At 37.2% G+C, this 12,871-nt stretch carries 14 protein-coding genes; 8 read left to right on the top strand and 6 right to left on the bottom strand.

What is annotated here, in order from left to right; genetic code table 11:
- Nucleotides 1-58: 58 nt before the first annotated feature.
- From ACZZZC_RS04070 to ACZZZC_RS04055, 4 genes are all read left to right on the top strand, one after another.
- Nucleotides 59-565: an energy transducer TonB gene (locus ACZZZC_RS04070; protein WP_463486632.1), complete on the top strand. Its 507-nt coding sequence runs from the start codon at nucleotides 59-61 to the stop codon at nucleotides 563-565.
- Nucleotides 487-738 (top strand): energy transducer TonB, encoded by a 252-nt coding sequence (locus ACZZZC_RS04065; protein WP_463486631.1) that lies wholly within the window; start codon nucleotides 487-489, stop codon nucleotides 736-738. The genes ACZZZC_RS04070 and ACZZZC_RS04065 overlap by 79 nt, the downstream gene beginning before the upstream one ends.
- Before the next feature lie 149 nt (nucleotides 739-887).
- Nucleotides 888-1,241, top strand: a complete 354-nt coding sequence (locus ACZZZC_RS04060; RefSeq protein WP_463484945.1) for a hypothetical protein — start codon at nucleotides 888-890, stop codon at nucleotides 1,239-1,241.
- The gene (locus tag ACZZZC_RS04055) at nucleotides 1,225-1,521 is read left to right on the top strand and encodes an energy transducer TonB (RefSeq protein WP_463486630.1); all 297 of its coding nucleotides are present in this window, start codon (nucleotides 1,225-1,227) and stop codon (nucleotides 1,519-1,521) included. Before ACZZZC_RS04060 ends, ACZZZC_RS04055 begins: the two co-directional genes overlap by 17 nt.
- 371 nt (nucleotides 1,522-1,892) lie before the next feature.
- Here ACZZZC_RS04055 and ACZZZC_RS04050 read toward each other — a convergent pair whose 3' ends face one another.
- The 3 genes from ACZZZC_RS04050 to ACZZZC_RS04040 form a co-directional block, all read right to left on the bottom strand.
- Nucleotides 1,893-2,663: a succinate dehydrogenase/fumarate reductase iron-sulfur subunit gene (locus ACZZZC_RS04050; protein ID WP_056848311.1), complete on the bottom strand. Its 771-nt coding sequence runs from the start codon at nucleotides 2,661-2,663 to the stop codon at nucleotides 1,893-1,895.
- An 84-nt stretch (nucleotides 2,664-2,747) separates the two neighbouring features.
- The gene (locus ACZZZC_RS04045; RefSeq protein WP_463484944.1) at nucleotides 2,748-4,727 is read right to left on the bottom strand and encodes a fumarate reductase/succinate dehydrogenase flavoprotein subunit; all 1,980 of its coding nucleotides are present in this window, start codon (nucleotides 4,725-4,727) and stop codon (nucleotides 2,748-2,750) included.
- A 20-nt stretch (nucleotides 4,728-4,747) separates the two neighbouring features.
- Nucleotides 4,748-5,428, bottom strand: coding sequence for a succinate dehydrogenase cytochrome b subunit (locus ACZZZC_RS04040; protein ID WP_056848309.1), 681 nt, complete (start codon nucleotides 5,426-5,428; stop codon nucleotides 4,748-4,750).
- Between the two features lie 312 nt (nucleotides 5,429-5,740).
- On the opposite strand from ACZZZC_RS04040, the gene ACZZZC_RS04035 reads away from it, so the two are divergent.
- Nucleotides 5,741-6,661, top strand: a complete 921-nt coding sequence (locus ACZZZC_RS04035; RefSeq protein WP_463484943.1) for a hypothetical protein — start codon at nucleotides 5,741-5,743, stop codon at nucleotides 6,659-6,661.
- Between the two features lie 116 nt (nucleotides 6,662-6,777).
- On the opposite strand, the gene ACZZZC_RS04030 is transcribed toward ACZZZC_RS04035, so the two are convergent.
- Both ACZZZC_RS04030 and ACZZZC_RS04025 read right to left on the bottom strand, forming a co-directional pair.
- Complete coding sequence (locus ACZZZC_RS04030) at nucleotides 6,778-6,969, bottom strand: cold-shock protein (RefSeq protein ID WP_010599638.1); 192 nt, start codon at nucleotides 6,967-6,969, stop codon at nucleotides 6,778-6,780.
- A 211-nt stretch (nucleotides 6,970-7,180) separates the two neighbouring features.
- Nucleotides 7,181-7,690 (bottom strand): hypothetical protein, encoded by a 510-nt coding sequence (locus tag ACZZZC_RS04025; protein ID WP_463484942.1) that lies wholly within the window; start codon nucleotides 7,688-7,690, stop codon nucleotides 7,181-7,183.
- A gap of 432 nt (nucleotides 7,691-8,122) precedes the next feature.
- Here ACZZZC_RS04025 and ACZZZC_RS04020 point away from each other — a divergent pair, with 432 nt between their 5' ends.
- Nucleotides 8,123-8,470, top strand: a complete 348-nt coding sequence (locus tag ACZZZC_RS04020) for a four-helix bundle copper-binding protein (RefSeq protein ID WP_463484941.1) — start codon at nucleotides 8,123-8,125, stop codon at nucleotides 8,468-8,470.
- A gap of 62 nt (nucleotides 8,471-8,532) precedes the next feature.
- Here the strand turns inward: ACZZZC_RS04020 and ACZZZC_RS04015 are convergent, their stop codons facing one another.
- Nucleotides 8,533-10,086 carry a trypsin-like peptidase domain-containing protein gene (locus ACZZZC_RS04015; RefSeq protein ID WP_265798540.1) on the bottom strand — a complete coding sequence of 518 codons (1,554 nt, stop codon included), beginning with the start codon at nucleotides 10,084-10,086 and terminating at the stop codon, nucleotides 8,533-8,535.
- Nucleotides 10,087-10,482: 396 nt separating this feature from the next.
- On the opposite strand from ACZZZC_RS04015, the gene dapF reads away from it, so the two are divergent.
- Nucleotides 10,483-11,265: a diaminopimelate epimerase gene (gene dapF / locus ACZZZC_RS04010; protein WP_463484940.1), complete on the top strand. Its 783-nt coding sequence runs from the start codon at nucleotides 10,483-10,485 to the stop codon at nucleotides 11,263-11,265.
- Between the two features lie 422 nt (nucleotides 11,266-11,687).
- Complete coding sequence (locus ACZZZC_RS04005; RefSeq protein WP_056848304.1) at nucleotides 11,688-12,857, top strand: efflux RND transporter periplasmic adaptor subunit; 1,170 nt, start codon at nucleotides 11,688-11,690, stop codon at nucleotides 12,855-12,857.
- Nucleotides 12,858-12,871: the final 14 nt, after the last annotated feature.

The following is a 12,871-nucleotide window of genomic DNA, read 5'->3' as shown; positions in this document are numbered from 1 at the left end:
ACTTTAATACTATTTAACCATGAGAAAGCTAATGATTTTAGCCCTAACGAGCATTGCCATGCTTACCAATTCGGTAAAAGCACAAAAAATTTATGATTTTGTTTCTGTTGAGAAACAACCATCATACCCGGGCGGGATGGTAAAATTTTATGACTACTTAAGCAAAGAAATTAAGTATCCTAAGGTTGCTAAAGAACAAAAAACACAAGGAAAGGTCTTTTTAAGCTTCACAGTTGAAAAAGATGGCAAACTAGCTGATGTGACTGTTGTTAGAAGCCTATCAAAAGAAACGGATGCAGAGGCCGTAAGAGTGATTAAAAATTCTACGAACTGGAATCCTGGCGTACTTGACGGAAAGCCAGTAAGAGTGAAGTACAACATTGCTGTTAACTTCAATTTTTCGGAAGATAAAACAAATCAAAAAACAAGCAATAAATCAGGGTTGACACCTGAATTTCCTGGGGAACAGAGAAGCTTTATAGCTATTTGGCTAAAAAAATTAAATACCCAAAAGAAGCACAGAAAAATAATGTCCAAGGAAAAGTTTTTCTTGAATTTAACGTAGAAAAAAATGGAACCTTAACAGATATTGTTGTAACCAGAGGGCTATCCAAAGAAACTGATGAAGAAGCATTGAGGGTAATGAAAGCAGCCCCAAGGTGGAATCCGGCAATTGGTACAGATGGCCATCCTGTTAAAACTAAATACCGCATGACGGTGAATTTCACGTTGTCTTAACATTTTATAACGCTCTCAACATCGCAAAGTCTTAATTTCAACATTAAGATTTTGCGATTTTTTATTTGTTATGAGTGGAAGAGATATATTTGCAAATGAAAAAATTCTCGTTAACGCTAATCACATTCATTTGCTTTGTAACCGCAGCATTGGCACAGCAAAATCAGCCTCCCGATCAAAATTTATTGTTTTTGGTTGACGGAACATTCATGAGCAAAAATGAAGCGGCAAAAATTAACAGAGATAGTATAGAAACACTCACTGTAATTAAAGAAAAACAGCATAAAAAAGTATTTGGTGTTAATGATGAGGGCGGGCTTGTAATCGTAATTACAAAAGCAAAAATTAATAGCGCTGAAAATGTATTGATAAAAGAAAAAATTTCTAAAATCGATTTCAAGACAACATCCAGTATAGTCAAAGCTCCTTCACTAGCAAAACCATCCAGAGACTCTATTCCTAATGGTGTTTTTGATTTTATTTCGATTGAAAAGCAGCCCTGAATTTCCTGGTGGATTAAAAGCATTTTACAGCTTTTTAAATGAAAATATCAAATACCCTAAAGAAGCAGCAAAAAGGCAAATTCAAGGACGAGTATTCTTGTCTTTCATTGTTGAAAAAGACGGCAGCCTAACTAGCATTAAAGTAATTAGAGGTTTAAGTTTTGACATTAATGATGAAGCTGTAAGGGTGCTTTCATCCTCACCAAACTGGAATCCAGGTATTCATTTTGGAGTGCCTGTGAGGGTAAAGTATAACATCAATGTGAACTTTAGTCTTTGATTGGTGAACCAAATCTATTAACCACAAAACCCCAGCTAAAATAGTCGGGGTTTTATGTTTTCTCTCCTGTCTCGGAACACTAAATTTATAAAATATTTAATGTATATACAAATAATACAAAATAAAATTTCTAATTAGATATTTTTTTAATATGCTAACATAGAATATTTGCAACTTTAGCAAACTTTTATTTTGATGATCACATCCCATTTAAGAATTCGCCTCTTCAAATTTTTTACTCGTGCACCGCAGCGCACCGAAAATAATCGAATCTAATCAAGTTCTATCTTGGCAAAATTTACAAAATAAAAAGCCCCCATAAATATGGAGGCTTAAGAATCCGGTAACTAAACCGAACGCACAGTATAATTTTAAACCGTTTCTTCTGAAACAAATTTTGCAGATGCAAAATCACGATTCATCAAAGCAATATTTTCTAAAGAGATTCCTTTAGGGCATTCCGCTTCACATGCACCTGTATTGGTACAATTACCGAAACCTTCAGCATCCATTTGTGCTACCATGCTTTGTACACGACGATAACGTTCTGGCTGGCCTTGTGGTAATAACGCCAGCTGAGAAATTTTCGCAGAAACGAACAACATTGCCGAAGCATTTTTACATGTAGCCACACAAGCGCCACAACCTATACAAGCTGCCGCTTCGAAAGCAGCATCTGCTTTCATTTTTGGAATCGGTAAGTTGTTAGCATCTTGTGCGTTTCCTGTGTTTACAGAAATAAAGCCACCAGCTGCAATCACTCTATCAAATGCAGAACGATCTACAGTCAAATCTTTTACCACTGGAAAAGCTGCTGCTCTCCAAGGCTCCACAACGATAGTATCACCATCTTTGAATGAACGCATGTGCAATTGACAGGTAGTTACCAAGTCTTTCGGACCATGCGGACGACCGTTGATGAACATCGAACACATTCCGCAGATACCCTCACGGCAATCGTGGTCGAATACCACCGGCTCTTCACCTTTAGTAATCAGATCTTCGTTTAACACATCGAACATCTCCAAGAAAGACATATCCGGAGAAATACCAGACAATTTATAATCGACCAAAGCACCTTTGGTTTTGTTATTTTTCTGACGCCAAACTTTTAGCGTTAAGTTCATATTTCCTGTACTCATGATATTGAGATTTTAGGTAGTTAGTACTTAGTAGTTAGTATTTAGAAGGAAGTTATCTAAGTACTAAATACTAATATCTAAATACTATTTATAACTTCTTTGTGCTACTTTAATATTTTCAAACTTTAATTCTTCTTTATGAAGTTCAAAGTTTACACCTTCTTTAAATTCCCAGGCCGCCACGTAAGCAAAGTTTTCATCGTCACGTAAAGCCTCGCCCTCTTCTGTTTGATACTCTTCACGGAAGTGACCACCACAACTTTCGTTACGGTTTAAAGCATCAATACACATTAGTTCGCCCAATTCGATGAAATCAGCAACACGGCCTGCTTTCTCTAACTCCGGATTTAATTCTTCTGCTACACCAGGTACACGAACATTACTCCAGAATTCAGCACGTAAAGCTCTGATTTCCTCAATAGCTTCTTTCAGGCCTTTTTCATTACGAGCCATACCACATTTTTCCCACATGATGTGGCCCAAACGTTTGTGGAAATGATCTACTGATTTGGTTCCTTTAATGTTGATCAGCTTGTTAAGAATTCCTTTCGCTCGCTCTTCTGCTTCTACGAATGCTGGATGATCTGTAGGGATAGCTTTTACAGAAATCTCTTTAGATAAGTAAGCACCAATCGTGTATGGAAGCACGAAATATCCATCAGCTAAACCTTGCATTAAAGCAGAAGCACCTAAACGGTTCGCACCATGATCGGAGAAGTTAGCTTCACCAGTACAATATAAACCAGGTACAGAAGTCATTAAGTTATAATCAACCCAAAGCCCGCCCATTGTGTAGTGAACCGCTGGATAGATACGCATTGGCGTTTCGTAAGGATTCTCACCGGTAATCTGAGCATACATATCAAATAAGTTTCCGTATTTCTCTTTAATAACGGCTGTTCCTAAACGCATACAGGTTTCTTTATCAGGATTATGAATACCTGATTTAGAAGCTTCGATTCTACCGTAGCGTTCAGTATTCGCTTTAAAATCTAAATAAACAGCCAGTTTTGAAGCACCTACACCATAACCTGCATCACAACGCTCTTTTGCTGCCCTAGAGGCCACATCACGAGGCACAAGGTTACCAAAAGCAGGATAACGACGCTCTAAATAATAATCTCTTTCATCTTCAGGAATTTCTGAAGCTTTACGGTTATCATCTTTCTTTTTAGGAACCCAGATACGTCCATCATTACGTAAGGATTCAGACATCAGGGTTAATTTAGATTGGTGATCACCAGAAACTGGAATACAAGTTGGGTGAATTTGAGTGTAACACGGATTGGCGAAATAAGCACCTTGTTTATGTGCTTTCCATGCCGCCGTAACGTTACTGCCCATTGCGTTTGTAGAAAGGTAAAAGACGTTACCGTAACCACCTGTTCCCAAAACAACTGCATGACCAAAGTGACGCTCAATTTCGCCAGTGATTAGGTTACGGGCGATAATACCACGAGCCTTGCCATCAATTTTAACCACTTCAAGCATTTCATGGCGGGTATACATTTCTACTTTACCCATACCAATCTGGCGTTCTAAAGCAGAATAAGCACCTAATAATAATTGCTGACCAGTTTGACCGGCTGCATAAAATGTGCGTTGAACTTGCGTACCACCGAATGAACGGTTATCTAACAAACCACCGTATTCGCGAGCTAAGGGAACACCCTGAGCCACACATTGATCTATAATGTTAGCACTTACCTCAGCCAGGCGATGCACATTCGCTTCGCGGGCTCTGTAATCGCCACCTTTAATTGTATCGTAAAACAAACGATAGGTACTATCACCATCATTCTGGTAATTTTTTGCTGCGTTAATACCACCCTGAGCCGCAATAGAGTGCGCTCTGCGTGGTGAATCCTGAAAGCAAAAACACTTTACCTTGTAACCCATTTCAGCTAAAGTTGCAGCTGCAGAAGCACCCGCTAAACCAGAACCTACAATAATTACTTCAATAGTTCTTTTGTTCGATGGGTTAACCAAAGGCACAGAAGACTTATACTTGGTCCATTTGGAGGTTAATTCGCCTTCTGGAATATTTGAATTAATATCTGACATATCTCTTTTGTGCTAAAAACTTAATCAATTAAATGAGTATATACTGCAATCGGCATCAAAGCGAAAACAAGCGATATAATAATCGAATACCAAACACTTGTGCTTTTAATAATGCCGTTGTATTTTGAATGATTCCATCCCATAGTTTGAAATGCCGAAGCAAAACCATGAAGTAGGTGATAACACAATGAAATCATTAACAAAACATAGGCAACTACACGTACAGGATCCTGGAATTTTTCTCTCATTACCGCATAAAGATCTTCGTGACCGTTAGCATCTACCGTTGGAATACCCGTAAAGCGAGAAACTACCCAGAAATCTTTCAGGTGAATTACAAGGAAAATCAACAACAAAGTACCTAGCAAGCCCATAGAGCGGCTATACCATTTACTGTTGGCGCTTCCATTATAAACAGCATAGTTTTCTGGTCTTGCTTTTCTATTTTGAATAGTCAAGTTTACCGCCTGGTAAATGTGAACCAGTAAACCTATAAACAATATGTACTCCCCAGCTCTGATAATCCAGTTTGTCGCCATAAAATGGGCTCCAATATTGAAAGTCAAACCATTATCGTCAAGAAATATCAACGAATTAATACCAGCATGTACAATTAAAAAGAGTATCAGGAATATTCCTGTAACACCCATAACGTATTTTCTTCCTATTGATGAAGAAAGCGCATTTCCGAAACCACTCATTTGATTAGGATTTATATCTAAATTTCTTGCAAAAGTATCTAATTATGAGTTTAATTTATAAACGATTATGACAAAACGCCGATAAAACATTTATTTAGAAACATTCTAAAAGCATTGTAGATTTTTCTTCGGAAATTCAATAACAACTATCCTCACATCATTATCGGATAAGCAAAATTAATCCATCTTATAATTTAACAAAAGCTACAGCAAATAATCAAATCATCATTCTAAAAGAAATGTCAACGATTTTTTATCGAGAATCATTTTTTACCGCTAGATTCTTATATTCATTCATAAAATGTTTTTTTTATGAAACGTAACGCCATCTTGTTAGCTCCAATTTCTTTGATTTTATTCTCATGCGGAAGCATGAGGAAGCAAACAACGAATCCTCAGGCATTTAAATACAATTATTGTACTCCTACGCGTCCATACATTAATTCCACTGGATTTTTCGAGGAAAAAACGGCCACTGATCTATCTGCTATAGAAGCACTTTCTAAACACGATCAATTGCTGTGTCATTTGCTTGGCTTAAGTAATGAGATCAATGTGCTTCTACGCCTGAAAAAAGAAGGGACAAATAATGGCGATTATCTCAGGTTAAAACAAAAAATAAATAGCCGTATTGGTTTAGCGCAAGCACAACTAACGGCTGTTGCCGCAGAACTTGATTGTGAAGGCGAACGATCTGATATGGCAGCAGACTATCTGGATGGGCTAAACAGTAAACGAAATCGGCAGCTCACCGTCGGTTCGGTGGTTATAGGTGCCCTCACTACGGTTGTAAGTGCAGTAGCAAAGAATAATACGCAAACTATTGTGGGCATAAGTGGAGGCTTAGTTAGCGCTGGTCTTGGTGCAATGACTATTAATCCAAAGGGGAAAAAGGTGGAGTTTTACCATGAACATAACCTTTTAAGAACCATTTGGCGGGATGGAGAAAAGAATACTGATTACCCGGATTTTGTATGGAAAATGCTCAATGAAAAGCAATTCAGCTCAAGCGGTAACGTGACTTTAATTAATAGTATTAAAAACCGCTGGCTAAAGTTCGAGTTTAATGGGGGCGTAGATGTCGATGAAGAAAAATTGCTGTTTGGGGATGGTGGGCTTTACGGAGCTGATGATTTACACACACGCTCTGCGATGATTAACCAACTGCAATCTACCATAAGATCAATCCATCAGGATTTTATCAGCCTAATGAGTTTGGTCGATTCGATATAAAAACAAGAAGAAACAATTAATCCTCAAAGATCAATCCACCTTCCTGCAAATTATTTTGCACAAAAAAAGTCCTGATTTTCATCAGGACTTTTTACGATTTATGTGTTCGAGTTTTCTTAAGCTACTTTTACATTTACCGCGTTTAGGCCTTTTCTACCCTCTTCTACATCGTAGTTTACGGTATCATTCTCGCGAATGTTGTCAATTAAGCCTGAAGCATGAACAAAAATTTCGGCATCGCCATTAGATGGAGTGATAAATCCGAAACCTTTAGTTTCATTAAAAAATTTTACTGTTCCTTGTTGCATTATATTGTATTTTAATTTGTTTCAAAGATAATGTTAATTACCTATAAATCAATTTTTTATTTTTATTTATTCAAATAAAGCTAATTATATTGATTCATTGCTATTTAAACCACTATTTGGATGCATTAGCCTATTCAATCATTTGCCATATTTTCCATTTCAAACATCTATATCAACTAAAATAGCCTTTCAGATAATCAAATAGTTTGTTTTAACTGCACACCAGCTCATGCTTTTCGCAATAATCGATCCTTACCTCTTCAGTCATTTTGATCTTAAATATAGAATTGGATTTGCCTGCCGTTTCCTCACTCAAAACCAGCAGTTCATTATCAATCTCATGCAATAACATTTTTGGGCTAGTATAGGTTAATGAAACCACGTGAGCAGCCTTGTTTAACAAATCTGAATCTATTATTTCAAGTTCAGCCCATTCAAATTTGATTGCATTTCCATCTTCATCTTTTAAAATTGGAATCTGATGTTCTAATTTCTCAATAACATCCATTACCGAATAGTGGAGCTTCTGATGTAAGTCTTTGGCTTTTTTATTAGCCAAAATCATTTGAGAAAACGTATTTAACCGCTCGCCAGAAGTATATGGTTTAGATTTTTCTTGAAATTCTTTATAGGTATCGTGAAAAATTCGTCGTTCGAAATCCGATCGGCACATAAAATTAAAATACTGTTTAGCACTAATGTTGATATAAGCCAAAGCCATAATTATTCGGTTTTAATTCTGGTCAAATATGAAATCATAAAAATCTGATTGCTACAAATACTCCTTATTAATCGGTATATGCGAAACTAAATAGCAAAAATGAATTTAAAATGAACTGTCATTAGCTAAAACGAATAATCATTACTATTCGCTTCAATCATAAAAATAAAAATTCGAAAAGCAGGTTTCTATGCCTTTGGATAAGAATAGTCCTGCCATCCGCTTTACTCACCCGAAAAAAGGGGTTCGTGTTCGCTCTTGTCAGGTTTAGAAAACATAAAACAATACAATAAACCAAAAATGTAAGCTACAGAATGGCACTTTCACCACTGCAAGAGCGAATAGACATTCCGTTCTGCTAATCCCATTTTTATTAAAACTCTTTATATCCTCATGGGTTAATTACATACAATAATAGCTAACCAAAAAAATATGGAAACGAGAAACAACCACGCATTAATTCAGGCCTTATTAGATTGCGCTATGGCATGCGAACATTGCGGTTCTTCAAGCCTGAAGGAAGAGCAAGATATTGCAATGATGGTAGATTGCATTAAATTGAATAGAGATTGTGCGGACATTTGCACCCAGGCAGCACGATTGCTTCAACGCGATTCGGTAATCGGTAGACAATATCTTTTGTTATGTGAAGAAATTTGTCGTGTATGCGCAGAAGAATGCAGCAACCACGACCATGAACATTGCAGACAATGTGCGGTTGCTTGCGAAGAATGTGCCGATGCCTGCCATGCTAACCACCAACCTATTGAGCAAGATTAATTGCAAAAAAAAATGTCCCGATGATTAAATCGGGACATTTTTTATGTATCGCTCTGCCTGAATTATTGAGCTGGGAAACTAAAATTATAAGTTCCTTGTTCGCCCACACCAGAAATACTAATCATATTATTTCTACCCTGAGGTAGCGCCTTCTGAACATCGGCAACCGAATTTACTGGCTGACCATTCACTTTCGTAATGATTAAACCTTTTTCTACTCCGATGTTATCAAATGCCTTACCGGTAACAACCGATGTTACCACCACCCCGCTATTAATTCCAAACTTGGTTTTTTGAGCCTGGGTTGCCGGAGCAAACGTTGCACCTAACTTAGAAACCTCTACATTTTTAGTAGCTGCATTATTGGCTGTTAATCCGATGCTAGATTCCCCTTTTAAAGTAACGGTTATATCTTTCAAGGAACCATCTCTTAAAACACTTAGCTTCACTTTGTCTCCAGGATTCATACGGCCAATTCTTTCCTGCAAATCAGGAGAATCATTTATAACAACACCATCTACTTTTTTAATGATATCGCCTTTTTTAATTCCAGCAGCAGCACCACCGCCACCAGCTACCACATCACTTACATATAATCCGCTTACTTCTGATGTTGTAATACCTTCTGGTTTTTCATCACCACTTAGAGGGTAAAAATTAACACCAATGTATCCACGTTTTACCATTCCATATTTCATAAAATCATCAACGATTTTACGGGCTAAATTTACAGGAATAGCAAAGCCATAACCTTGATTGTATCCACTTTGTGAAGCAATTGCAGAGTTAATACCTACTAATTCTCCATTTGCATTTACTAACGCTCCGCCACTATTACCTGGGTTAATGGCCGCATCGGTTTGAATAAAAGATTCGATACTGGTGTTTGCAGGCGCCTGTGGCCTTTTACCAGTACGTTGATATTCGCGATATTCTTCTTCGGTAATCTCATTACCTTGTTGCTCACGACCGATAATGCCAATACTTCTATTTTTTGCACTCACGATACCCGCCGTAACTGTTGTCTGTAAATCGAGAGGGAACCCTACTGCCAATACCCATTCTCCTACCTGAACATTATCAGAATTACCCATTTTTACAACAGGTAAACCAGTAGCATTAACTTTAATTAAAGCTAAATCTGTGTTAGGATCGCGACCAATCACTTTGGCTTCTACTTTACGTCGGTCAGTTAATACTACCTCAACCTTCGATGCATTTTCTACCACGTGATTATTGGTAACAATATAACCATCCTGACTAATAATTACACCAGAACCTGATGCTGCTCGTGGTTGGCGTTGCATCTGGCGACCGCCGCCTCCAAAGAAATCATCGAACATATCAAATGGCGATGAGTTTCTCGATCCACCACCACTTTTGGCTTCATAAGTTGTTTTAATGTGTACCACTCCTGGTGCAACCGCGGCTGCAGCCTGGGTAAAATCAGCTGTGCCAGCCGATGATACTTTAAGTGGGTTATTGGCGAAATATAAATTCTGCTTTTCAGAAATCGTACTGCCAGTTTGATTGCGTTCAAATAGTTTGTAACCTCCAATTGCTGCTGCCCCACCTATAAAAGCAGCCAACACCGTAATACCTAATATTTTTTTCATGTGTTTGTATATTGTTTTTAATGGTCATGAAGCTATCAAAAGCAATTAATTACTTTTTTTATTCGTTTAGCTTTTGATGGTTTCATGTGTTTGTATATTGTTTTTTAAATCCCCTGATTATTACAAGCATTAATGCTAGCTAATTGTTTGCTTATAACATTCGTTGTTATTTTTAATGGTTGCTAGAGCAATATTCACTTTGTTTTAAGCAGATTGCCCCGGCAGTTTTTATCTGCTCAAATTTTCTTTAACAAGTTTATTCAAATTTAATACCATATAAACGATATTTGTATCAGTTAAGCACCACAAGCCATGTTAAAAAATGTTAAAACCTTTAACCCAGGCTTTGCGGTTACTAATTGCATCTCAAATATTGCATAAAAAAATGAAGGTTTCATGAAAATTAATTTCTTTAAATACCAGGGAGCGGGCAATGATTTCATTCTGATAGATCATACCATGAAACAATTAGAAGATATTGATAATGAGTTGATTGAACAACTTTGCGATAGAAGATTCGGCATTGGCGCAGATGGATTAATGTTTTTAACCCAACATGATGATTACGATTTTGAAATGCATTATTTCAATGCGGATGGTAAGTTAGGTAGCATGTGCGGTAATGGCGGCAGGTGCATTGTGGCATTTGCCAAACAACTCGGTATTATTCAAAATGAAACAAACTTTTTGGCAGTAGACGGACCGCATTATGCCAGAATTTCAGAATCAGGAGATTGGGTAGAGTTACAAATGATTGATGTTGACAGCATTACCAATGATGGTGAAGCATTTGTTTTAAATACCGGCTCTCCACATTACGTTGCTTTACAAAGTGATTTAAAAAATTTCGATGTTTTTACACAGGGAAAAAACATTAGATACAATGAAGTTTATAGCGAAAAAGGAATTAATGTAAATTTCGTTGAAGATAATGGCGATCATTTATTTGTGAGAACTTACGAACGTGGCGTGGAAGATGAAACCTATGCGTGCGGTACCGGCGTAACTGCTGTTGCAATGGCTATGGCGAAATACAAAAACCAAACCGGCCATATCAAAACCAATATAAAAGTTTTGGGTGGAGATATCAAAATAGAGTTTGATTACGATGGAAATGAATTTACAAACGTATTTTTATGCGGGCCGGCAAAATTGGTTTTTGAAGGAGAAGTTGGATAACGCCAATCGATTGATAATAACCTTTCGGGCACTAATCTACTCGCACTAGAGTAACCCGATTTTTCTAAAGTGTATATTTCACACTAAGGAAATAAAATAATGACTGTTTTTCCAAACAAAATCTTTAACAATTCTGCTAATAGAAGAGGGTTATTTAACATCGGTTAACATCTGTCTCAAGATATTTACACAATAATTTCGAAGAGAAAGTAACGATATCCCGCTTAAAAACAAGCATTTAACACCCAAAATAGCCCTTTGCAAATAAAAAATAAATCAATCGATTGATTAAATGACAGAAATTGGACAGACTTAAATTCTTTTAGGCTTTATTTTTGGGCAGAAATCGGCAAGTTGAAAACCACCATTCACTGCGCTTTCAAATCCGGAAATTAAAATTTAAATACACACAAAAATAGTCCATGAGAAAAGTAACAACTCTCGTTTTTGGCATGAGCATCGCTATTGTTTTAGCATCATGCGGAAATAATGATGAACAGAAGAAAGCCGCAGCAGCAGCAGCGGCTGGTCCCCAAGCCTACCCTGTTTTTACGGTTAACGCACAAACCACAGAACTAAATTCAGATTATCCAGCAACCATCGAAGGAATTCAAAATATCGATATCCGCCCTAAGGTTGATGGTTTCATTCAAAAAATATTGGTAGATGAAGGTGCAGTTGTTAAAAAAGGGCAATTACTTTTCACCATAATGGCACCACAATATGAGCAAGAGGTTAGAACGGCGAGAGCTGCGATTAGCAGTGCAGAGGCTGATGTAAATGCAGCCCAACTCCAGGTTAATAAAACACGCCCTCTAGTGGAGAAAGACATCATTAGCAAATACGATTTAGATGCAGCGCAGTTAACCTTGCAAAGTAGAAAAGCAGCGTTAGCGCAAGCAAGAGCTGCGTTAGCAAATGCTCAGGTAAATTTGGGTTATACTTCTATCACAAGCCCTGTTGATGGCGTGGTTGGTAGCCTTCCCTTCAGAACCGGAAGTTTAGTGAGCAGCTCAAGTACAGAGCCTCTTACTACAGTTTCAAATACATCTAAAGTGTATGCTTACTTCTCACTTAATGAAAAACAATTATTAGATTTTTCTAAAACATATAAAGGGAGCACATTGGCACAGCAGATGAAAAACATTCCGGCAGTTAGTTTGGTATTGGCTGATGGAACTGTTTATGCGCAAAATGGTAAGATCGAATCTATCAATGGCCAAATTAATACAGCTACCGGTTCTGCAAGTTTAAGAGCTACTTTCCCCAATCCAGTTTCTTTATTAAAAAATGGTGCAAGTGCTTCGGTTCGTGTACCGCAAAAAGTTGAAAATGCAATTCTTGTTCCTCAAAAATCAACAATCGATTTACAGGGAAAAAAATTCGTTTACGTGTTAGGCGATTCCTCAAAAATTATCAGTACCGAAATTCAGATTATGGATTTAGCTAAAGATAAATTTTATGTGGTAACGAAAGGTTTAAAAGCTGGCGATAAAATCGTTCTGGAAGGGTTTCAATCTTTAAAAGATGGAGCTAAAATTAAACCAGAAGAACAAAGTGCCGATTCAGTTTATGCTGATATAAAAAAATAAAGATATCATCACTG

It is taken from the genome of Pedobacter sp. AC212 (genome assembly GCF_979258625.1).
This window is presented reverse-complemented; position numbering and strand designations above follow the sequence as displayed.